Genomic DNA, 22,380 nt, shown 5'->3' on the forward strand with positions numbered 1-22,380 from the left:
GGCGCCCACTCATGAATCGCGTTCTGTTTGTCTTGTTTGCGGCCACGCTTGGTCTTGGTGCCTCACCTTCTGTTTTGGCTCAGCAGCCGGGTGATGTACAGGTTTTATTCGATGGCAGTTCCTTGCAGGGCTGGAAACACGCCGGGAATTGGCAGATTCAAGAGGATGCCGTTGCACGCATCAAGCCCGGCGGTTCGCTGGTCTACACCGAGAAAAAGATTCCTGATGACTTCGAACTGCGCTTTCAGTGGAAGGTCGCTCAGGGAAGCAACAGCGGGGTCTACTATCGCCCGGGCCAGTACGAGTACCAGATTCTGGACAACCAGCGTCACAGCAACGGCACCAATCCTCGCACAACTGCCGCGTCACTTTATTTTTGCATGGCGCCCTCGGAAGATCGCACCGCCGCGATCGGTCAGTGGAATCAAGCCAGAATCGTTTGCAAAGGAAGCGTGATTCAGCATTGGCTAAACGGTCACAAGGTCATCGACTTTGACTACAAAGATCCGCAGTGGGCTGATGAGGTTGATTTGCTGCGCAAACGGGGCGGTGATCTCGCCGCACGCGGTGCCTTCCTGAGTCTTCAAGACCACGGCGACCCGGTTTGGTTCCGCCAAATCACCTTGCGTGAGATTCCCCCCAATGAGGCGATTGAGCATCAAGTCGTTCAACCGGCCAAGATCCCCCCGGCTGCTCGCGCTGAAGAACTGAAGAAAGTTCAAGGGATCATGAAACGCCGCCAGGAGGCGCAGCGGAAAGCACAGCAAGATAAGAACGATCAAAGCAACCTGCAGCCGTCGACAAGTGGGAGCAAGCAAACCTTTGTCTCGGCCAAACGCAAATCACCCAATGTTCTTTTTATCCTCGCCGATGATCAGTCGCCCTTCGATTTGAAGCTTTATGATCCTCAGTCCACACTCGAAACACCCAACCTGGATCGACTGGCAGCACGCGGGGTTGTGGTCGACGGTGCCTATCACATGGGCGCGAATGTAGGGGCGGTTTGCACTCCGTCGCGGCACATGATCATGAGCGGACGCAGTGTTTGGCATCTGCCCAAACGAAAAACCAGAAAGAACAGTGCTGCTGATGCGACACCGGATTTAGCTCCCGCCGATTTGGCTCAATTCACCATGCCGATGGTGTTCAAGAATGCTGGCTACGACACCATGCGGACCTGCAAAAAGGGCAATAGCTACGCGGCGGCGAATCAACTTTTTGAGGTCGTCCATGAAGCGACCAAGCGTGGCGGGACTGATGAAACGGGAAGCGCCTGGCATGCCGAGCGAGTCCTGGAGTATCTCGATCAACGGCAAGGCACCAAAGACGAAGATCCATTCCTGATTTACTTTGGGTTTTCCCATCCGCACGACACACGCGATGGAAAGCCAGAGCTGAACGCAAAGTATGGTGCCGTCAATCACACTGATCGCAATCAATTGCCACCGGCCAATGACAAGCAGCCGCCACTGCCGGCAAATTATCTTGATCAGCATCCCTTCCATCATGGGCATCCAAACCTGCGCGATGAAGTGGCTGTCAAAGGGGTTTGGGAGAAACGCGACGAACGCACGATTCGCAATGAAATCGGTCGACAGTTCGCCTGTGGGGAAAACATCGATGTGCAAATCGGCCGTGTTCTCGAAAAACTCGAAGCGATGGGAGAGCTGGACAACACCTATATCTTCTACACAGCCGATCATGGGATGGCCATCGGTCGACATGGCTTGCAGGGGAAGCAAAATCTGTATGAGCACACGTGGCGCGTCCCGCTGATTGTTTCCGGACCGGGAATCCCCCAGGGGAAACGCGCCATTGGCAATGTTTACTTGATGGACGTGCTGGCCACGATGTGCGACTTGACTGGCGTGGCCGCTCCGAAGACCAACGAAGGCCAGAGCTTTAAGCCCGTGCTGATGGGGCAGCAAGAAACCGTGCGCCAAACGCTGTACGGTGTCTATTGCGGAGGCACCAAGCCAGGCATGCGCTGTGTTCGCAAAGGCGATTGGAAGCTGATCAAGTACGACGTGATGGACGGACAGGTTCGACAAACTCAGCTGTTCAATTTGGCGGACAATCCGAACGAATTCATTGAGCAACATCATCGCGAGTCCATGATTTCGCTCACCGGAGTCAAGCCAGCGGCGAATCAAGTGAACTTGGCGGAAGACCCTCGGTACCAAAAGCAACGCCAGGAGATGGAAGCCTTGTTGCTCAAGCAGATGAAACAGCTTGACGATCCCTATCGACTGTGGGACCAGCGTCCGTAGAAACGGAATCCCGTCGCCGCGATGCAGGTAACGTATGCTTCAGTGGGCTGGCTCACTCGGTCAGCCTAGCGGTTTCGTCATTCTTCCTCTGGCTTGATTTCACCCAATGATTCGATTTATCTGCGGCGCCCTCGCCTCAATCCTGCTTCCCGTTGCTTCGCTGCCGGTTGTTTCGCGGCCCGTTGCTTCTGCACAGCAACCGCCGATGACGGATTACTGTGCTCGACTTGAACAGGAGATTCAGGGACGCAAACATGGCTTTCTGGCTGGTAACCTGAGTTATTATGTCGGCGGTTTTCATGCCAGCTGGGATCCGATTGAGGACGAGACCATTGGCCTGACGCATCCGTTTCATCATGACTTGCGCAGTCGCGGAACCGGCCTTCTGGAAAGCGAGCTTCGTGGCGGTGAGAACACTGGCCGGGGTAATGATTACTTGGGCTGGGAATTCTACAAAGACACTCGTGTGCTGTATGGCAGTGTGCGGATTGGAGACCGTCGAGTTCAAACGCCAAAGCCGACCAGCATGCGATGGCGGCCCGATAAACTGGTCTGCCGTTATGAACTTGATGGTGTCACCCTTACCGAAGAGAAGTTTATCGCAGCCAATGATGCCGCCGTTTCGATCATTAAGTCTTCGGTTCCTGTAACGATCGAGTTTTCTGGTCACAGCTTTTATTCACGCAACAGCCAAACGTCTACCGCCCAGGTTACTGTAGATCCGACTCAGGATGTCTTGCTGATCCTTGAAGGTGGAACGGTTCGTTCAAGACCGGATCCGGGCCCCGTGGATCGGGAACGGTTTGGACCCTGTGTTTATGATGGAATGACGACGGCGCTGGCGTTCTCGTCAAACCTGGACGGTTCAGTGGAGGTGACAGCCGACCAACAGGACGTCCAGCACTATACCATTCGCGCTCCCTGTGATTCTGAGGGTTTGGTGGTCGCCTGGGCGATGAATGATGAAGCCAACGCAGCGAAGACTGCGGCTAAACAGGCCGTGCAGCACTCCGCCGATTGGTTGCAAAACAAGACCCGAGTGCTGAACCAGCAACTCAATCAGCAGGTGCCTTACTTTCGTTGTTCGGACAAAAAGATGGTGGAGATTTACTACTATCTTTGGTCGCTGTACCTGATGTATTACATCGATGTTGGACAGGACTGGGAGCTCGAACCGCACACTCAAACCGCCGTCAATAACTTTCTAGGCATCCACCGTTATGATGCGATGTTTCAAATCAAAGTGGGTGCTTGGCTAAGCGATCAGCCACGCTATGCCTATGGGAATGTTTTGACTTGGAAGCATCTCACGAAAAATGGACGTTACCGCGAGCTGGACAATGGGCTGCGGATGCTCGCTGACAACAAGGGCCGAACGTGGCATAGCGGTGCTTACGGCGGCGAGATGTCGGAACATGTGCTTTCGGCATGGCAGGTCTATCAACATACCGGCGATGTCGAGTTTCTGAAGGCCTGCTACGAAGGGCACTTCAAAGAGTTGTTCTGGAAGCGAATTTCCGTGTTCGCCATGAATGAATTTGAGGTTGCCGAAACTCTGGAGGCAATGGCTAAGCTGACGGGCAATCAGGAAGATGTTGCACACTGGCAGCAGCTGGTACGGCGTGATCGAGAGCACATTCGGTTGATGTTTGATCAACGTTGGCAAGCGCATGGCGTTGACAACTATTTTGCCGCTCCAGACAACGGGATGATCATGACCAACGGGTTCTGGGCCATGCGGTCAAAGCACTTTCCAAAGGAATATGCCCAAGCGATGGTGGAGTCCTGGGCGGTGAATCGCGAACGGGGTTTCTATGGGGACTACTTCCCGCTGGCAATGTCAAAGCAAGCCATGAAGACGTTCAGCACGCCAGATGATCACTCGTTCGGTTACACGCCGGACACTGCCTACTTCACATTGGATGGCATGTTTCGTCAGGGGATGGCGGAGGTGGCGAGCGAGTTGACGCTTAATCATTTGCAAAACTACAACTATCACTCACAGTGGCAGATACCGGTTGCTCCGGAAGCCTATCGTCGCGATGGCAGTTTGTTCGGTGACCAGTACTCAAACTTTAACGCTGGCAAGATTCTGTTGTACTTAGAGGGCTTGGCAGGCTTAAGTGTTTCGATCCCTGAACGGACGTTGACCGTGCGTCCCGCGTTACCAAAGCAATGGGAATGGATGGAGGTTCGTTTGCCGATCGAAGGTCAGTGGACAACCATCAAGTACCAGCACGGCCAAGTCAACGTGCAAAATTGTCCGCTCGACGTGCGTCAGTAGACGCGAGTCCATCAGCCGTTTTGGCGTTGGCCACGGTTGCTTGTTATTGTTCTGTCCCTGAAATGTCTCGGCGCACAAAAAAACCGCATGCCGTTGCCGGCATGCGGTTGTTGTGTCACAGCGAGACGCTGAACTTATTCTTTGGCAGCTGGTGCTGCTTGTTGCTGCTGAGCCAAGCCCGGACGGACTCGCTTGTTGATGTCCGTTTCCAGCACGCCGAAGACGGCTTCGTGACGGGCAATTGACATTTGCAAGGCAGCCAGCAAACGCTTGGCGGTGTAGAAGTTCACAATGATACGTTGCTTGACTTCAATGGGATCCTTTGGCACACCGACGGGTTGTGGGTTCAGGCCAAAGTCTACGATCAGCTCTTCGGGAGAACCGGTGACGCGGCAGAAGTTCGCGTAGGTGGCGAGTGCGCTGTCATCGTTAACTTGAACTTGAACCGGTTGCTGCGTTTGGGCTTGTGCGGCGGGGGGCTCAGCTGCTTCTGGCTTGGTCGTTTCTTCGGCCATCGTAAAACTCCACAGGGGGTAAATGTCCGACCGCGCTGATATGGCTGGCATCACTTGATGACAATCAAGACAGGCGATCGTTGAACAAAAGGAAAAGTTAACTCGCTTCGTCAGTTCAAACTCTTTGGCGGCACTGCCTGCAGGATTCAAACTCACGAAAGTGAACGGGGATTGACTTGTTGTTTAGAGGTCAAAATTAAATGTCTTGGTAATCACTCGCCATAGCCGTTGCCATAACGACTTTGGGGCGACGTGAATTTTGGCACTGCCACGAAAGCCTGGTTTGAGTGGCATTTCGCCAGCGATGTCCTTCAGCGGCACACGAGCCTGGTAGGTAACGTTTCGGGCTTTCACCTGGCCGGTGGTGGGATCGATTTCGGTTTGTAAATCGCCACCGGTTTGACTGGTCATCGAGCTGGAAATGTTGCTCAGCGGCTGAACTGATTTGTCAACAATTTCGCCTGAGAACGTCTGCATGCGGCGTGAGTCCAGTTTAAGGTCGACCAGTTGTCCGGCGCTGACCAGTTGAACATCGCCCTCGTCGACAGCGAGAATGGCTTCAAAGTCATCGGCGTTGCCGATTTCACAAAGGAGATCTTCGCTACTGAGCAAGGCACCGCGGTTGCGTTTGTCCAAGGGCGATCCGTGCCAGGTGTCTAGCTGTCCGCGATCGTCTTTGGGGGCTGGACGGTTCGGCGGTGGAATCACGGTCCCAGAGATCGGAGCTTTGATCTTCAATCGATCCGCTTCTTCTTGGAGCAACGCTTTGCGGTGTTCAATCGACTCGATGATTTCTCCCTGTGTCTCTAGTTCGGCAGCCAGCGCGGGGTCCGTGAAGATGCGTTGCTTAAGCTTTTCGAGCTGTGAGCGCGCCATCTTTTCTTCGATTTCCAGGTCTCGCATCTGCATTTCTAAATCGCGATTGCGAAGCTCGGCAATCACGGTTTCGTCAGCGATAACCTGATCGCCTGGCTGAACCGTGGAAATGATCTGACCGTTGGTTCCCGCGTACACTCGGCCTGATTCGGTGGGCCGAATTTCAAACGCACAGTCGACGTGGTGTGGGAACGGAATGTAAACCACCGCTGCAACCACGCTGGCAGCGATTGCCAGACTGACAGCGACATTGAATCGTTTCACTTTTGAAAGTCTCCCGGGAGTTCGACAAAACTTCCACGTTTGAATCACTGGTTGCGCGACGAGACCGGAAAAACCAATCAGCGCGACAACCCGTCCGATCACTTCCAGGCCGTAGGGTTCCAGGACTTTGATGACGAACCAGCAAATTGAAAACACGACCACCCAGCGATAGATCACGCTGGCAATCGTAAACATTGCAAACCAGAGTCGGCCACGCGTGGGCAAAAACGGGTCATCTTGAAGTTCCAATCCCAAGCAGGTCGATTGGAACCAGCGTTTGAGAACTTCAGTGCTCTTCTGGCGAAGGTTGGGGATCTCCAGAAGGTCCATCAAGATGTAATAGCCGTCGAATCGTAGCAACGGGTTACCGTTGACTAACACGGTGCTGACGACGTTTAGGAACATCATGTTTAGACACAGGTCATTGATGGTGGTTCCCGATTTGGTAAAGAACCAGACAAAGGCCGCCAGCGAGGCCAAGATCATTTCAACATAGATCCCCCCAGCACCAATCCAGACCCGTTTCCATTTGTTGGGCAACATCCATGAATCGGACACGTTGCAATACAAGCAGGGCGTGAAGACCAGCAGCATGAAGCCAATTTCGTGACACTCACCGCCAAACTTCTTACAGCTCAGCCCGTGCCCGAATTCGTGCAGCACTTTAACGATGCCCATCGTCGCGGCCAAAATCAGCCAGCGGTCGGCAGCAAAGAACTGCTGGAACGTCGGTAGTCGCGCATAGACCGTGTCATACTGCGTTGCCAAGAGCATCGAGGCCGCAGTGAACAGACCGATGAACCCAAAGAGTGCCGGGACCGTGAAGATCCAACCGATCCAGGGCAGCATCGCATTGAGAATGCGTTCAGGATCAAAGCCGCGAAATCGCAACGCAAACACGTTGGCGACTTTGCCCATCATTTCTTTGTTTTTCTTCGTTCGCCCACGGGTTCTCAAGGCTTTTCCTTGACCCGGCGAATTGCTGATCACCAGACCACTGCGGTGCAACATTCCGATGAATTGCTGCAAATCTCCAAAGGTGATTTTTTGAGGCGCGAAACGCTGTTCAAATCCATCTTTGATTTGCTGCAAACTGACATGCCCATCAAGCATGTTCAGAATGAAGAACTCTTCGTCATGGAAACGATAGTACTGCAGTCCCACCGGTTCTTTGATGACCCAATAGCTCGCTCCCTGATAGCGGTGTCGACTGGACACCAAATCAGGGCGTCGGCGAACCGTTAACGGTCGCGACGAGCTACTGATCAGAGATTCGGCAAGCGTGGTCATGAGCGGTGGAGTAGAGCAACGCCATCAGGCGTTTGGAGATTCTGCAGGGCGTGGGGATGAGTGTCTGCGGCGGGGCGTGGATTACTGAGGCAACACGGTGATGGTTGCTTGCATGCCAGGTTTGACAAGCCAATCATTGCCAACCGGTTTGTTTTTGATCTTCACCCAGAAGCGATGTTCACCATTGATGTTGCGCTCCAGGCTGACATAGTCAATCACCGCGTCGAAGGGTTCGATCTGCGGTTGTTCGATGCTGCCGCCAACGGTGATTTCAACTTTGACCGGCATGCCTCGGCGGATCAGGCCGTTCAGATCGCGGGCGTAACCTTCCACGCGGACCACATCCATTTGCACCAATTCGCAAATCGGCGAACCCGGTTGCACCCATTCGCCCAGTTGGGCGTAGCGGTTTTCGACATACGCGGGAAAGTCAGCGCGAAGGGTTCGCATTTCAATTTCAAGCTCAACCAGCTGGGTTGCGTATTGGGTAATGGAGTGTTCGGCGCCAGCGACTTTGGCGTTGATATCGGCCAACTCAATTCGCAGTTTGGCGCGATCCGCTTCGGCTTGCATCTTGCGCATCTCCCAGTAACCGGCAGCACTGCGTTGGTACAGCTCCTCGAAACTGTTTGCTTGAGCGCGGGCAATTTTTTCGGTTTCGACCGCGTCTCGTTTATTGATGTCGTTTTCGGCGTTTAGTTTGGCAACTTTCTCTTCAGCCGTCTTTTGCTGCATCGTCAGTTCGGCTTGGCGGGCGTCAATGACAGCGATGATTTGTCCCGCTTGGACAGCCATGCCTTCTTCGACTTCTAGCTTGATCAGTTTGCCTGCCGACTCCGACGGCAGCTTGGTCTTGTTCAGGAATTTGACGACACAGCGTTCAACGGTGATGCCGCCAGCGGCGACGTCCGCGCTAGGCAAGGTGATCGTTGGTGCGGGCAGCGTTTCGTCTTGCGCGAACGAGATCTGTGGCGCCAGAAGCAATGCAGCGGTGGCAATGGTCAAACGCAGTGAAGATGGCATGGGACGGAACATAGGGAATCGATGGGTTGGTTTAAACCGTCTGTCAAACGGATGAATGGTCGGTCATCAGGCTTAGAAGAAGAACTTGCAAAGCCATTCGTAGATTTCATGGAAGAACACGTAACCGCTTGCCGCGCGACCGCATTTGACTTTGGCGATCACCGACGAGCCGGCACTGGGCGAAAGTTTTCGCAGTGATTCTTGGTCCGGGGTGGCATCCATTAAAATGACCGAACCGTTTTCTTGATCCGCTTCGGCCCGCAGCGAAACGTCTTGACGTTTCAGCGTCGCGGTCAGTGGATCCATGGTGGTGTCAGTCGCCAAGATGTAGGTGACTTCGACTTCCGAGAGATTGTTTGCACGAATGTAGTCTTCGAGGTGGCTGTCTCGCTTTTCGGGAAGCTTCAGTTGCAGCTCTAGGTCCTGATCCAGGTCGGCAATCTCCATCAGAACTTGGCCGGTCATGATGGGGCGACTCTGCAAGCTGTCGGTGACATCCCAGGTCGTGACCACTCCGTCAATCGGCGATTTGACGATCAACAGTTCTTTGCGTTCCTCTTGAAGTTTGATCTTGCTGCGCAAACCGGCGATCTTGGTTTGCAGTTGATACTCTTGGCCTTCCAAAGCCGTTCGTTCGGCCGGTTCCATTTGTTCAGCGCCATAGACACGCTGGCTGTAGATTTTGCGTTTTTCAGCCAGTGCGCTTTCCAATTGATCGTTTAAGTCTTGCAGCTGCATGATGATTTGCGGATTGCGCATCGTGACCAGCTTTTGGCCTTTGGTGACCTGCTGATTGCGCTGCACATGCACTTTGACGACTTCGCCATCAACGGATGCAAACACGTTTTGCCGAATGGTCGGTTCCAGTGTTCCTTCAGCCGACAGATTGAAGTCTTTCTGGATAAAGGTCAGTCCCAGAATCACAGCCAGCAAGAGCACGACGACGGCAATGGTTTTGGGCAGCGTGCGGGCCCGCAAAATCCAAGTGGCGCGTCCCAGCGTTCGCCATAGCGGCATCAAAAAGACGTTGGTGTGGGACTGTGAGTTGGCAATCGCCCGCGTGCCATGCTCGTAAACCAAGTCGCAGCGCTGTCGGAAAATCTCTTCGGGAAGATCGGTTTCAATCTGTTCAACAATCAACGCACCGATCACTTCACCACGGTGTGCGTTGTCGCGATCGATTTCACCGGCGGCTCCACTTTCGTTTTCGGCACCAAGTTTTCGAAAGGGCTCGCGAAGCGGTAGCACGGCGATGTTTCGCCCGTAGGACTGATCAACGTAGTCCTCCAAGGCATCTTCAATCTGCGGCGGTAAGTCCTCGGTGGCACCGTCGTGATACAGCGGTTCGCCCGCGGCACACACTCGGGTTGCCAAGTTGTTCAACGCTGTGACGATGTTGGAACGGTTTTCAATGGTGTCTTGGCCACTGATGGCTTCAACCTTGCACTTGCGTCCCTTTTGAATGGCCACGCTGACGCGGTCACAACCGATCAGTCGACGCCCCTCGTTGGCCACAATGTAGGCGGTTTCTTTCAGCTCAAGTGATTCGTGGACGGCGCGAGCAAATGAATCCGCTTGCTGCCAAAGCGTCTGCCGATCACCGAGCGATCGTAGTTTCTGGCTACGCAGCCACTCTGCTGCCAGCGAACACATCTGTTCAACAAAACGCAGGTAGCCACGTTGCGTTTCCGGAGCTGTGTCGGGACGCTGGAAGATTTCAATCAAGCCATCTTTCTGACCGTCATGGGCCAACGCGCCAACGACCAACAAGTACTTGGTCGGATTGCCTTCTGCATCAGCGTCGGAGGTTCCACTGTAGGGCGGAATCAACATCGACTGACCGGCATTGGCCACACGGCTAATCAGGCGACGGTGGCGCACCGAGTCATCGGTGTCCTCAGCCAAGATCGATGGCTCGGCATTGATTTGATACTGCAGTCGTAGCTGACTGTCATCGTCCAACAGCCAGATGGCCCCACCCGCTGCGGCCAGTGCTGTGATCACCCGCCCCAATAACTCGGGGTAGAACTCCTCAGCTGTCGCGCCGCTCTTGGCCAACGTGGCAATCTCGTTGACTAGGCCACGGATTTGCGCTTTGGTATCTTCGACGGATTGCTGATTCACCGACATGGGTCAGTTTGCCAAATCAATTTGAAAGGTGGATGGGGAGCCTTCCCGGGACTGCTCTGAAGCGTTGCTTGTCTTTGCAGGGCAGATGGGATGACTAGGTGGTTTGTGTTGGCGATTTAGCGACTTCCCGATGAGGGCTTTGCGACTCGACAGGCAACCGCCAGCGGTCATGCATGTCTTAACGACTAAATCGGCTGTGCGACGTTAGTAAATACCCGCAGCGGTTTCCATCCCGAGTCGCCAACTCTGTCGAAATCAGTTGGTCAAACAGGCAAGCTTTGCCGGTTTTCACAATTCCGCTCGACATCATATACAGTTTGTATATGATTGTCTAGTGAAATGAGTACTTCGTCCAAAACATCTGCCGACCCATCCTCTGCCGCTGGTCCGCCGCTAGGTGAGCGAGTTTCCGGCGATGCTCAGGCGGATGCCCGCTTTGCAAAGCAGTTGCTGGGTGATTTGCAGCGCGAGATGAACCGTTTACAGCGCGAAATTCGACTGGCGATTCAAAGCCAGCTTGCTCAGATGAGCGGTCGCTCGATGGGATCTTTGGACGCGAACAAGGAACTGGCCAAGTCTATTCAGGCGATGCTGGATGCTCATGGCTTGCGAGTGCGTTGTACTCAGTGCGGACAGCCGGCGATCTTGCGTGTTTCGCCTCGCCGTGGGGCCCCGCATGGTGTGTTTGTGTTCGATCACACTGTCGAAGGCAAGCGAACATTTCACGGCGGCTGGGTCACGGCTCCGGAGATTCAACTGGTCGCCAAGCCCGCTCGCAAATCTCGCCAATGAATGGCTGGCGATGACAGGCAACGCTTTGCCGCTGGCCTGGCAATTCATGCCACTTGCAGGATCGCGCCGATTGCTGAATCAAGGTAACTGGCCGGACAGCGCTTCGACTTGCGCGCCCTGTGGTCTCTCTGCTACACTTTGCTTATGAGCACCGAAGACAAAATCACCTTGCCCACCGCCGAGCAGATTCCCAGCATGTTGCAGGCAGCGATCGGGCAGATCAAGTTTGCCCGACAATACACGTTGCAACTCTTGGAGGCGACTCCGCAAGAGCATTGGTTCACGATGCCAGCCGGATTGCCTACCAACATTGCTTGGCAAGTCGGTCACCTCACCGTCAGCCAGTACGGCTTGTTATTGTTTCGATTGCGTGGCCGTGAGCCGGAAGATTTAGAGCTGATTCCCGGCAGGTTTCGCAAGGCATATGGTCGCGGCACCTCGCCCAGTGATGATCGAGCCAAGCAGGGTGAGCCGGAGGAATTGTTGCAGCGTTTGGAGACCGTTTACCAGCGTGGTTTGCAGCAACTGGAGAGCGTTGCTGCGGAAACGTTGCTTGAGCCCGTGGAGATGCCGTACGCGGCTTATCCAATCAAACTCGGGTGCGTTTTGTTCTGTCCGCTTCATGAACACATTCATGCGGGGCAAATCGGGTTGGTGCGTCGTGCCTTGGCGTTAGAACCGGTTCGTTGAAATTGAGTTCACTGATCTTATGAACCGTAAAGCGATCCGTCGATCCCCTGTTTTGACTCGTGGTCCTGTCTTGGAACGCGAGGAATACATTGAACAGGCCCACTTGTTTGAACTGTTGTTCGAACAGGGCGGTGGTGCGTTTCCGATCCAGGAATTGCTGCAGCAGCTGCGTGATGAAGTCTTGGCCACCACGCGACTGGTGATGGCGATTGACTATCTGTTGACAGAGATCAAGCATTCGGGGCTGCTTGGTCCAGCAATGCATCAGTTGTCGCATTACTTCACGCCCTTTCAAACGTATTTGATTGATCAAAGCGAATCCGATACGGGCCGCTTTCTGATGAGCACGGCGTTTCAAGTCTTGCACAGTGAAGCAAAGTACCGGCTGCAGGATTGCAGTCCGGTGGGTTTGTTTTTGTATCAGTTTGAAGTCTTGTGCCGCAGTCGCCTGACGTACGATCGAGGCTTAACGGCGATCAGTGGTGATCCGCTGTATGACAACCAGTGGAGTCAATGGATTCTTGGCTTGCGAGCTCAGATTGGCTTGGTTGATTTCGCGGACTTGCTGTTTCTTTCCAGTGAATACTATCGCGATCAGTTGTTGGCCTCCAAGCAGTCCACTGAGGGCAAAGGGCCGTTCTTATTGGATGCCAAAACAGGACGCATCGCCTTTGCCAATCGGCGCAAGGATCCAACGTTCTTGTTTGGAGCCTTGCAACGTCACATGGGCTATCCAGCGGTGCCCAGGCCCAAGCCGGTAGACGATTCCAAAGAGGTGCTTTCGCGCATGTCGCGTCGTATCGAACGCCTGGAGTCACGGATTCAGTTAATGGAAGAAGAGCGTCGCGCGACGCTGGACATTACAAAGTTTTACGAAAAGCAGTAGACAGCAGCGGCAGTGACTGCGGTTTCTTCTCTGTTAGCTCGCCTGGACGTAACGCTTGTCGAGGTTCCGGCGTTTATCGTGTTAGTGCCCAGCCATCGGGCGGATCGGGCAATTGAAACGCTTGGTGGTACGTGCGCTGCGCTGATTCGACCCAAGCCAGTGTCTTGCTGTGCAGTTTGGTTGGTTTCAAACGCTGTGCGTACGCAGCAAGTTCTCTCGCGGCTTGGTAATCTTGCCTCGCGACTTTGGCGATCGCCAGATTATGGATGGCTGCAGAGTTAAATGGGACGCGCACTAAGAGTTCTTCCCAGGTCGCTTCCGCTTCACTCCAACGCCCCTTCATCGCCAACGCGACCCCGTTGCGAACCGCGCGGCTGCCTGGCAGGCCGTAAGTGATTTCAAGTTTGATTTGATGTTGTTCCAGCGAGGGTCCAAAAATCGACTTGGATTGGCGAATCAGCGCTTCCTGCAATGCTGCTTCCTGATCATCCCACTGGGCGAGATCAGAGAACTGCTGCTCGGCCCATTTCCAGTCGATGATGATCGGTCGAGCCACGCTGACTGGCAGGTCAATCGCCGAGCGATTCTCTGTGTGCTGGGGCAGGTGTTGTTGGCCCGTTGCCAGGGGGGAATTGGTCGCGGTTTCTGGCTTGGCTGATACCGGGATCACCTGCCAAGCGACTCCTAGCCGAGGGTTCTCACGTTGCCACGCCAACGGTCGTGGGTCTGGCAGGACTTGCCCACGCAAGATGTAGTCAACGTTTTCCTGGCGAGCCGCCGAAATCAGCGAGGCGTCATTGCCATCGGTTCGCAGGAATGAAACCAACGCGATTTCTGGATGGGGGCTGTCTTGGTCAGAGGCTGACAGACCAACGGTTTCCGAAGGCACCAGCCGCACGGTAGCGGCGGCGTCATTGGCCACGTGTTCCAGGAGTTGCCGGCGAATGGCCTGAGCGGATTCTGGCGGTCCATCGAGGGGGGCGACCATGATCTTGGGTCGCAATTGGCCTGCGAGGGCTGGTTTTTGCCAAACATGAATCGGCGCGCTGATCTGACAACCTGCTAGCATCGCCAAGCAGGAAAAAAGCATCATCGAGCGGATGATGAGAACAATGACGCGAGCATCGAGGGACCACATGGTGCTCGAGGGAATACCTAAACGCTTTGGTTGGCGTCAAGATCGCTGTCTCTGAGGCGATTGAGCAACCAATCGACGGCCTTTGAACCTAGGGCATGGGGATTGCCTTGTTGGCTCGCTAAGATCATGGTGGTGGTCCGTCGTTGATTCGTTACTCCTGTCGCCGAAATTGCCGTGAATTCGACTGCTTCTTTGCTGCCTGATTGGGATTGTCTGCGTTGGGACAATCACTTCACGGACCAGTTGCCTGCTGATCCGGTCGAAGAGAATTCCATTCGCCAAGTTCACAAGGCTTGCTTCTCTCGAGTGCTGCCCAAGCAGGTCTCCAAGCCACTGTGCATTGCCCATTCACGGGAAGTGGCTGCCCAGCTTGGCATTGGCGAGTCGCTGGTGAAGTCACAGGAATTTGCGGAGGTCTTTTCCGGTAACTCGATCCTGCCTGGAATGGATCCTTTTGCGATGTGTTATGGCGGCCACCAGTTCGGCAATTGGGCAGGGCAGTTGGGCGATGGTCGGGCCATTAATTTGGGACAGGTTGTTGATGTCAATGGTCAGCATCAAATGCTGCAGCTCAAAGGCGCCGGCCCGACACCGTATTCCAGGTTTGCCGACGGCTTAGCTGTCCTGCGGAGCAGCCTGCGAGAGTTTCTTTGCAGCGAAGCGATGCATCACTTGGGCGTGCCGACCACGCGAGCGCTGTCGTTGGTCTTGACCGGTGACGGGGTGACCCGAGACATGTTCTATGATGGCAATGCTCAAATCGAACCGGGCGCGGTTGTCTGTCGCGTGGCGCCCTCGTTTTTGCGGCTGGGGAGTTTTCAAATCTTTGCCAGTCGCGGTGACATTGAAACCTTGAAAACGCTGGCAGACTATTGTCTGCGGCATGATTTTCCGGAGCTGGGGCCTCCTAGCAAAGAGGCCTACGCGGCATTGTTCGCTGAAGTTTGCTTGCGAACGGCGAAGCTCATGGTGCATTGGATGCGAGTTGGATTTGTGCATGGCGTCATGAACACCGACAACTTGTCTCTTCTAGGTCTGACCATTGATTACGGTCCCTACGGCTGGCTGGAAGATTACGACCCGAACTGGACTCCCAATACCACTGACGCTCAAGGCAAGCGTTATCGATTTGGGAATCAGCCCCAGATCGCGCAGTGGAATTTGGCTCAGTTTGCAGGGGCCCTGCTGCCGCTGGTCGATGATGATCCAGATCAACTTCAGCCAGGGCTTCAGTTATATGTCGAGACATTTGACCAGCAATGGACCCAGATGATGTGCGACAAACTGGGTTTGGGCACGTCTCAGGGTGACGAGGACCAACAGCTGTTTGGTGACTTGTTCGAGTGCCTGATGTTGGCCGAAACGGATATGACGATCTTCTATCGCAGGCTGGCCGAGGTGCCTTGTCAGGAGCCCGTTGCGCGAGTGGTTGATCTGTTGCGTGATGCTTACTACACCCCTGATCAAATCAGTGACGAGGTCGTCGAAAAGACTCAGCGGTGGTATCAGCGTTATTGTCAGCGTGTGCAGCAAACAGGATTCAGTGACTCAGAGCGACGGCAGCGGATGAACCAAGTCAATCCGTTGTATGTGCTGCGGAACTATTTGGCTCAGCAAGCCATCGACCGCAGTGCCGAAGGCGATCACAGCGCTGTGATGGAACTGCTCGAGGTGCTGCGCAACCCCTATCAGTTTCAAGAAGGCAAAGACAAGTTTGCCGGCAAGCGACCCGAGTGGGCTCGGCATCGACCCGGTTGTTCGATGCTGTCTTGTAGTTCGTAGCGAAGATCAGCGGCGCGCTGAGTGGCCCGCTGTCGAATCTTGATCGACAACAACTAGCGTTGCATCAGATAGGGCTGCAGTTCTCGCAGCAATTGATCGCTTGGCTGATCGATCGTCACGGTTCGCTGTCCGCCGCGTGCATTGGGATCGGCAACGATGAATTGAATCGCGCTTGTTGGCTGCATGGCCACCGGTGCGCTGGGCTGAGGCATTGCGGTGACGGGTGCTGGTGCGGGAGCAGACGCCACCGATGCGACCGGATTTGCAGTTTGATACAAGCGGCCAAGATTGACTCGATCGAGTTGCCATTTAATGCTTCCCGGACCGGTGTAGAGACCAACGTCACCTTTCGGATCGGCCGCATTGCAAACGCCAATCAGTTCGCCCTGCATGTTAAACAAGCCACCGCCGCTGCGGCCGTTGACAGGTGCTTTGGCGATTTCAATATTGGATAGTTTGAGGTGCTGGTCGTACTTGTTCACGCCTGTGATGCGGCTGTCGCGTCGTGACGGATCGGCGCCATGGTCGCAGCCGAAGCTAAAGATCGATTCGCCATTTTGAGGGCTGCGTTGCATCGGAGCGATCCGAGCGGCGGTCATCTGCATGCCGGGCTGAATGACAACCAGGGCGATGTCGCGAACCTCTGAATCAAAGTCCAGCAATTGTCCGGAGACCGTTTGTGTTTTTCCGCCGATGAAGAGATCGACTTCAATGCTGGGGTTGTCTCCGTTGTCGCGAAACAGGTGGCCGCAAGTGATCACCAGGGCGTCTGCGCCTTTCTGATCAATGATCGTTCCGGTGCCCACGCCAAAGCCTTGCTGATCGCGAACACGCAAGCGAACGGTGGCAGCTCGAGCGGTTTGAATGGCGTGTGCCACTTGGACGCTGGGGACCGATTCGGGTGCTGCGGGCTGAAGGGTCGCGTTTGAGGGTGCGGGGGCTAGCTGGCCTACGGCGGCAAGATTGGCCGCTGCCGCGGGATGGACCCTGGCGGGGTCAAGCAGACGATGAGGTGCCACGTTGGCCGCCGTTCGAGCGATGGTGCCATTGGTTGGCACCCGCATCGCTTGAGTCAGTGCGTGGGTCGTTTGTGTCCCAACGTGCCGGCTGATTTCCTTGCCACCGCTCCAAACAATGTAGGTTGGCAGATTGCGAATCCCGTAACGCTGGGCGAATCCAGGTTCTTCGTCGACATTGACATGACGAATGATCATGCCGTTTGATTCCAGTTGCGCCAGTGTTGGACGCATGGTCACACAGTGGCTGCAATGATCGCTCGTAAACGAGAGCAGCACCGGTTCGGAGGCGCGGAGGGTTCCGCAAGTCACTAGGCTGATCGCGAATCCCATCCACAGAACGAGCTGTCGCAAGCCAGGGGAAGCGGGATTCCTTGAAAGATAGCCGTTGCTTGGGGTGAACGTTTGCATTGGTGAAGTGTCTCTCCTTAGACCTCGCCACAAGGCGCTAGCCATGGATTGCGGGGGAACCGTGTCCAGCTTTTCCATCGACTCGTTGCACAGCCACCGGTTGACCACCTTGTCAGCCAGCGCTCACGCGGTGCGTCATGCACGCGTGAAATAGGGTGCCGTGAAACTCGTTTTCCGACGGGGTCACTCTCTAAAAACGCCTCCGCTGGCGGCAAGTCCAATCCGGCGAAAAATCAGCGGGAAACTCCAGGAAACAGATGGGATTACGCTTTTGCCCTGCGCGGGTACAATCCTGCTGACGCAAAATTGAACCGCTTTACCTCTTTTGGATTCTCCAATGTCGCCACGTCGGATTTTGGTTACCAGCGCATTGCCCTATGCCAACGGGCCGATTCATATCGGTCACTTGGTGGAGTACATTCAGACCGATGTGTGGGTGCGATTTCAAAAGCTGATCGGGAATCGTTGTGTCTACATCTGTGCTGATGACACGCACGGAACGGCGATCATGATTCGTGCCAAACGCGAGGGCCGCAGCGAGGAACAGCTGATCGCGGATGTCAGCCAACAGCATCAGCGCGACTTTGCCGACTTCCATGTTGAATTTGATCATTACGGCAGCACCAACAGCGACGAAAATCGCCAGCAGTGTCACTTCATCTGGGATGCACTTCGTAAAGCGGATTTGGTTGCCGAAAAATCAATCGATCAACTCTATGACCCCGAAGCAGAGACGTTTTTGGCCGATCGTTTTGTTCGCGGCACCTGTCCCGTTAGCGGGCATAAAGATCAACCCGGCGATAGTTGCCAGTGCGGTGCAACTTACTCGCCCACCGAACTGATCGACCCCGTCAGCACGCTTAGCGGTGCCACGCCGATTGTTAAGTCCGCCGTCCACCTGTTTGTTCAGCTTGAGAAGTTGCGAGGCTTCTTAAGTGAGTGGATTGAAAACGGGGACGCACTGCAGAAGGAAACAGCCAACTATCTGAAGGGCTATTTCTTGGCGGATGATAAGCCGCTAAGAGACTGGGACATCAGTCGGCCGGCACCTTACTTTGGTTTCGAGATTCCAGATTCGCCTGGCAACTACTGGTACGTTTGGTTCGATGCACCGATCGGTTATCTCTCCTCCACGCAGCAGTGGTGCGACAAGACGGGCGAAGCCTTTGATGATTGGTGGCGCAGTGACGAAACTGAGATTCACCACTTCATTGGGAAAGACATCACGTACTTCCACACATTGTTCTGGCCGGGGATGTTGAAAACTGCCGGTTATCAATTGCCAGCCAAAGTGCACATCCACGGATTCTTGAATGTGGATGGTGCCAAGATGAGTAAGTCGACCGGCACGCTGGTTTCGGCCGAGACATTCCTGAAGCACGCTGATCCTGATTTCTTGCGTTACTTCTATGCCACCAAGTTGACGCCCCGAGTCGAAGACTTGGACTTGAGCATTGATGAGTTTGTTGAAAAGGTCAACAGCGACCTGGTCGGCAAGGTTGTTAACTTGGCCAGTCGCGTGGGGAAATTCGCTGCGACCACTGGATTGGCTGAAACGTATCCTGATGACGGTGGTTTGTTTGATAATGCTGCCAAAGCCGGTCAAGAGATCGCCGATGCCTATGAAGCCGGTGACTTCTCCAAGGCCATGCGGAAGATCATGGAGCTGGCCGACGCCGCAAACCCCTTCGTCGAACATGCCAAGCCATGGGAGATGAAAAAGGATCCTGAACGCCAGGAAGAACTTCGCAACGTCGTCACCGTCGCACTTAACCTGTTCCGCCAGTTATCCATTTACCTGGCACCTGTCTTGCCGACACTGGCACAAAAGTGCTCCAGTTTGCTCGGTGAACCCATCGAATCATGGCAGCAAAGCCAAACCCCGTTGTTAGGGACATCCGTCAATAAATTCAAACGCATGATGGAACGCGTTCAATCAGAGGACCTCAAAAAGATGATCGAAGAAAGCAAGCAAGAAGCCGAAGCTCAAGCCGCCGCAGACAATCTGCCCACGTTCAATGATTCTGATCAGCCGCTTAAGGACGAACCCTTAGCCGAAGAAATCACCATTGACGAATTTGCCAAAGTGGACTTTCGTGTCGCACGAGTGCTTTCCGCAGAACACGTCCCAGAAGCCAACAAGTTGCTAAAATTAAAGTTAGGCTTGGGCGGCGATGAAACTCGGCAAGTTTTTGCTGGCATCAAGGCCGCCTACGAACCCGAAGAGCTCGTCGGTCGCTTGGTCGTCATGGTGGCAAACCTGAAACCACGCAAAATGCGATTCGGATTGAGCGAAGGAATGGTTTGTGCATCCGGTCCTGGCGGAAAGGATGTGTTCTTATTGGCACTCGATGAGGGTGCACAGCCAGGCCAACGCGTGCATTAATGCTGGCGCTCCGTCGCATCGACTTGCCGCCGGCAGAGGCTGGTGAGATCGGGACCGGCGACCAGGCTGGATGCACTGGGTGATCGTCGGTCGGTTGCCGCCGGTGATGAGCATTGGTTGACCTTGGTGGAAAGTGCAGACGCTGCGGTGAGTGCGGGGCGATTTGGGAGACGCGATTCATGATCAATGCATTTCGGCAGTTGCTGCTGGATCATTTTGTCTTGCAGCCTTCTCGCGGATGGATCGACCACGATCATCAAGAGCGTTTGGTGATCGATCATGGTCTCGATAGCGATGAATGCTTTGCTCAGCGTCCCAATTTTCCCGATCGTTCGCTGGATGTTCCCGCCGAGTTGGTCATCATCAAGTTTCCCGGCATCAAAGGCCGTGCCGAGCGCGCCAGCCCCTGGCCAGCAGGTCTGGTTGGGCGCGACGTCTTGCAGTTGTCGTGGAATCCGCCGGGATACGGAAGGACAACCGGTCGGGCATCGATCAGTAACATCGCCCGCCGTGCGTCGGTGTTCGTCAGGCTGGTGATTGAACACTTGCAGCTGCAACACACACCCATTTGGCTGTATGGTAATTCGATGGGCTGTGCCACCACCGGTGCCGTCGCGGCCTGTTCGAACACGCTATGTCCTGGCAATGTCTGTGGTGTCGTTCTGCGTAACCCACCGCCCTTGGTCGAAGTCATCAAGCAGCAGGCTAAAGACCATGTTTTGGGCAGGTGGGCCGACTCTATTGCGGATAGCCTGCCCCCAGAAATGAATCTGCTGCGAACCGCGCGACAGATCCAGTTGCCGATGCTGGTTGTGCAAAGCGAGCTTGATGAGTTGGTGCCAACCACACTGCAAGACAAAGTCGTCAGCGCCTGGGCAGGACCAACACAACGCGTCGTGATTCCTGCTGCTGACCACAGCGGCACGTTAACCGATGAACAGGACCCGTTGCTGGCTCCAGCGGTCGATTGGTTGGTCGAACACTCGCTTTCGATGGCTAAACTGAACGGTATTTTGTCGCCTAGATAACGCGCTTGCTTCGCCCGTCATCCGATTCCCCTCGCGCTGTTGATCGATCAGGCGTCTCTTCTTACCGCTTGCTCTCGCTTCGCTAGCCCGAGTGTTGCGTGCAATCGCTATTCTTTGCCAACCCGGCGGCGCGTGAAAGAACTTTGGGTTTGGTTGCTGAATTGCTCTGGTTCCGCCGATCTAAGCGTAAGCCCGCTTCGGTTTTACCGCGTAAGCCCGCTTCGGTTTCAAACCGAACCTTTTTGACATTCACGTTCAGGATCAGCAAATTTCCGATGAAACAGGCAAGTCTTTGCATGCTCGCGTTCTTCGCAATGATGTTGTCCCACTCGGCAACGTGTTCTGCACAATCGGGATATTCCTTCGAGTTTATGGATGACTTCTTCAAGCCTTGTCATTCGTACCGTAACCCATTCGAAGAGCGCATAGAGACCGAGCGGCATGACTTCACTCAGTCGACCACCACTGTTGGTTACGGCGTCGCTCAGCTTGAAGGCGGCTACAGTTACTTCTACAAAGACCACGATGACGAGATCGAGCACACGCATGTGGCTCCTGAAATGCTGTTGCGTCTGGGGTTGAGCGAGGACATTGAGTTCCGTTTGCGCTTTAACTATGCATGGCGCTTCATTGATGTCGCCGATCATGAAGACGGCGCGCAAGATTTGATCTGGAGTTTCAAGCTAGGCATGACGGAACAATGCGGCTACCGACCGGAGAGCGCTCTCGAGTTGCGTTTCTCGGCCCCTTCGGGTGCAGATATTTTTTCAACTCAACGTGTCGATCATGGCATTGACTACATCTATGGCTGGGAGCTCGCTGAATTCTGGGAACTGAGCGGGTCGACGGGATACGGTACCGGAGGTCTTGATGACATCGGATTGATTCCCAGTGAACCCGCTGAGGATTGGTTCATCGTTTGGAACCAATCGGTTGCCCTGGGAGCTGAACTGACGGAGAACATCACTTTGTACCACGAGTTCTATGGGCTGTTCTCACATGCACTGCAAGACAACTTTAACATCGTCGTCTACAACATCGGTGTCGACTACTTTGTCACCGATGACTTTGTCTTGGATCTGCGCTTCGGCAAGGGGCTGACCGATGACGCAGATGATTTCTTTGCCGGTTTCGGCGGCGGCGTGCGATTCTAGTCAGCGTCACATTTTCTAACCGCCTGTGTGGAGCCACGCTTCAGGCTTGGTGATTTGGCAACTCTGGGCATCACTTGGGACAGTGGTCGTTTGCGCAGATCGTGAGAGGTTTTAAGAGACAGGCAGGCTGGGCTGTGACCTGAGACGCGGCTAGCCGCACCAGTGAGTGCGTTAGGCGCCTTTCGATCGAGTTGCTTGGAGTGCACTAACGTAGTATTGGCGGCAATCATCCAGCCCGTATGGAACCGTTACCAGATCTTCAACAATACTTGCCTCGAATTGGGAGGAATCCAGCTACCCAGTCGAGCCAACTCGAATGGGAACATATAAAGTAGGCAGTCTGCGTAACTGCATAAATCCATGCAGATATCACAGATGTCATGCCAACGCTGGGCGATCCATCCCATTGGATTGACCAGCGACTCTCGCTCGATCGCCTACGATT

General features: G+C 54.5%; 15 protein-coding genes and 1 pseudogene. 10 read left to right on the forward strand and 6 right to left on the reverse strand.

What is annotated here, in order from left to right; genetic code table 11:
• Positions 1-11 precede the first annotated feature (11 nt).
• The 3 genes and pseudogenes from SV7mr_RS24975 to SV7mr_RS00840 form a co-directional block, all read left to right on the forward strand.
• A pseudogene (locus tag SV7mr_RS24975) lies at positions 12-617 on the forward strand (3-keto-disaccharide hydrolase); the annotation flags it as partial.
• Positions 618-788: 171 nt separating this feature from the next.
• Positions 789-2,270: a sulfatase family protein gene (locus SV7mr_RS00835; protein WP_419188512.1), complete on the forward strand. Its 1,482-nt coding sequence runs from the start codon at positions 789-791 to the stop codon at positions 2,268-2,270.
• 106 nt (positions 2,271-2,376) lie between these two features.
• Positions 2,377-4,554, forward strand: coding sequence for a hypothetical protein (locus SV7mr_RS00840; protein WP_145268338.1), 2,178 nt, complete (start codon positions 2,377-2,379; stop codon positions 4,552-4,554).
• Positions 4,555-4,688: 134 nt separating this feature from the next.
• On the opposite strand, the gene SV7mr_RS00845 is transcribed toward SV7mr_RS00840, so the two are convergent.
• The 4 genes from SV7mr_RS00845 to SV7mr_RS00860 all read right to left on the reverse strand — a co-directional run bounded on the left by SV7mr_RS00845 (position 4,689) and on the right by SV7mr_RS00860 (position 10,652).
• Positions 4,689-5,069, reverse strand: a complete 381-nt coding sequence (locus SV7mr_RS00845; RefSeq protein WP_145268340.1) for a DUF3467 domain-containing protein — start codon at positions 5,067-5,069, stop codon at positions 4,689-4,691.
• 183 nt (positions 5,070-5,252) lie between these two features.
• Positions 5,253-7,499: a hemolysin D gene (locus tag SV7mr_RS00850; RefSeq protein ID WP_145268342.1), complete on the reverse strand. Its 2,247-nt coding sequence runs from the start codon at positions 7,497-7,499 to the stop codon at positions 5,253-5,255.
• Between the two features lie 81 nt (positions 7,500-7,580).
• On the reverse strand, positions 7,581-8,522 hold the full coding sequence (locus SV7mr_RS00855) for an HlyD family secretion protein (RefSeq protein WP_419187935.1): 942 nt from the start codon (positions 8,520-8,522) through the stop codon (positions 7,581-7,583).
• Between the two features lie 72 nt (positions 8,523-8,594).
• Positions 8,595-10,652: a biotin/lipoyl-binding protein gene (locus SV7mr_RS00860; RefSeq protein WP_145268346.1), complete on the reverse strand. Its 2,058-nt coding sequence runs from the start codon at positions 10,650-10,652 to the stop codon at positions 8,595-8,597.
• A gap of 339 nt (positions 10,653-10,991) precedes the next feature.
• Between SV7mr_RS00860 and SV7mr_RS00865 the strand changes: the two genes are divergently transcribed.
• The 3 genes from SV7mr_RS00865 to SV7mr_RS00875 all read left to right on the forward strand — a co-directional run bounded on the left by SV7mr_RS00865 (position 10,992) and on the right by SV7mr_RS00875 (position 13,020).
• On the forward strand, positions 10,992-11,444 hold the full coding sequence (locus SV7mr_RS00865; RefSeq protein ID WP_419187936.1) for a hypothetical protein: 453 nt from the start codon (positions 10,992-10,994) through the stop codon (positions 11,442-11,444).
• A gap of 144 nt (positions 11,445-11,588) precedes the next feature.
• The gene (locus SV7mr_RS00870) at positions 11,589-12,134 is read left to right on the forward strand and encodes a DinB family protein (RefSeq protein WP_419187937.1); all 546 of its coding nucleotides are present in this window, start codon (positions 11,589-11,591) and stop codon (positions 12,132-12,134) included.
• Between the two features lie 19 nt (positions 12,135-12,153).
• Entirely contained in the window at positions 12,154-13,020 is an 867-nt protein-coding gene (locus SV7mr_RS00875; RefSeq protein WP_145268348.1) for a hypothetical protein, read from the forward strand.
• 73 nt (positions 13,021-13,093) lie between these two features.
• On the opposite strand, the gene SV7mr_RS00880 is transcribed toward SV7mr_RS00875, so the two are convergent.
• Entirely contained in the window at positions 13,094-14,008 is a 915-nt protein-coding gene (locus SV7mr_RS00880) for a tetratricopeptide repeat protein (protein ID WP_419187938.1), read from the reverse strand.
• 324 nt (positions 14,009-14,332) lie between these two features.
• On the opposite strand from SV7mr_RS00880, the gene SV7mr_RS00885 reads away from it, so the two are divergent.
• Positions 14,333-15,940, forward strand: a complete 1,608-nt coding sequence (locus SV7mr_RS00885; RefSeq protein WP_419187939.1) for a protein adenylyltransferase SelO — start codon at positions 14,333-14,335, stop codon at positions 15,938-15,940.
• Between the two features lie 53 nt (positions 15,941-15,993).
• Here the strand turns inward: SV7mr_RS00885 and SV7mr_RS00890 are convergent, their stop codons facing one another.
• Complete coding sequence (locus SV7mr_RS00890) at positions 15,994-17,367, reverse strand: trypsin-like peptidase domain-containing protein (RefSeq protein ID WP_419187940.1); 1,374 nt, start codon at positions 17,365-17,367, stop codon at positions 15,994-15,996.
• Between the two features lie 337 nt (positions 17,368-17,704).
• Between SV7mr_RS00890 and metG the strand changes: the two genes are divergently transcribed.
• The 3 genes from metG (at position 17,705) to SV7mr_RS00905 (ending at position 21,935) form a co-directional block, all read left to right on the forward strand.
• Positions 17,705-19,753: a methionine--tRNA ligase gene (gene metG / locus SV7mr_RS00895; RefSeq protein WP_145268354.1), complete on the forward strand. Its 2,049-nt coding sequence runs from the start codon at positions 17,705-17,707 to the stop codon at positions 19,751-19,753.
• A gap of 179 nt (positions 19,754-19,932) precedes the next feature.
• Entirely contained in the window at positions 19,933-20,781 is an 849-nt protein-coding gene (locus tag SV7mr_RS00900; protein ID WP_145268356.1) for an alpha/beta hydrolase, read from the forward strand.
• Between the two features lie 275 nt (positions 20,782-21,056).
• Complete coding sequence (locus SV7mr_RS00905) at positions 21,057-21,935, forward strand: transporter (RefSeq protein ID WP_145268358.1); 879 nt, start codon at positions 21,057-21,059, stop codon at positions 21,933-21,935.
• The last annotated feature ends 445 nt before the right edge of the window (positions 21,936-22,380 follow it).

The organism is Stieleria bergensis (genome assembly GCA_007745635.1).
GTDB classification, from domain to species: domain Bacteria; phylum Planctomycetota; class Planctomycetia; order Pirellulales; family Pirellulaceae; genus Stieleria; species Stieleria bergensis.

Bases quoted from the DNA above. Each gene is read 5' to 3' on its own strand.
- SV7mr_RS00840 (WP_145268338.1), top strand. From the start codon at position 2,377: ATGATTCGATTTATCTGCGGCGCCCTCGCCTCAATCCTGCTTCCCGTT.
- SV7mr_RS00845 (WP_145268340.1), bottom strand. From the start codon at position 5,069: ATGGCCGAAGAAACGACCAAGCCAGAAGCAGCTGAGCCCCCCGCCGCA.
- SV7mr_RS00850 (WP_145268342.1), bottom strand. From the start codon at position 7,499: ATGACCACGCTTGCCGAATCTCTGATCAGTAGCTCGTCGCGACCGTTA.
- SV7mr_RS00855 (WP_419187935.1), bottom strand. From the start codon at position 8,522: ATGCCATCTTCACTGCGTTTGACCATTGCCACCGCTGCATTGCTTCTG.
- SV7mr_RS00860 (WP_145268346.1), bottom strand. From the start codon at position 10,652: ATGTCGGTGAATCAGCAATCCGTCGAAGATACCAAAGCGCAAATCCGT.
- SV7mr_RS00865 (WP_419187936.1), top strand. From the start codon at position 10,992: ATGAGTACTTCGTCCAAAACATCTGCCGACCCATCCTCTGCCGCTGGT.
- SV7mr_RS00870 (WP_419187937.1), top strand. From the start codon at position 11,589: ATGAGCACCGAAGACAAAATCACCTTGCCCACCGCCGAGCAGATTCCC.
- SV7mr_RS00875 (WP_145268348.1), top strand. From the start codon at position 12,154: ATGAACCGTAAAGCGATCCGTCGATCCCCTGTTTTGACTCGTGGTCCT.
- SV7mr_RS00880 (WP_419187938.1), bottom strand. From the start codon at position 14,008: ATGGTCGCCCCCCTCGATGGACCGCCAGAATCCGCTCAGGCCATTCGC.
- SV7mr_RS00890 (WP_419187940.1), bottom strand. From the start codon at position 17,367: ATGCAAACGTTCACCCCAAGCAACGGCTATCTTTCAAGGAATCCCGCT.
- metG (WP_145268354.1), top strand. From the start codon at position 17,705: ATGTCGCCACGTCGGATTTTGGTTACCAGCGCATTGCCCTATGCCAAC.
- SV7mr_RS00900 (WP_145268356.1), top strand. From the start codon at position 19,933: ATGATCAATGCATTTCGGCAGTTGCTGCTGGATCATTTTGTCTTGCAG.
- SV7mr_RS00905 (WP_145268358.1), top strand. From the start codon at position 21,057: ATGAAACAGGCAAGTCTTTGCATGCTCGCGTTCTTCGCAATGATGTTG.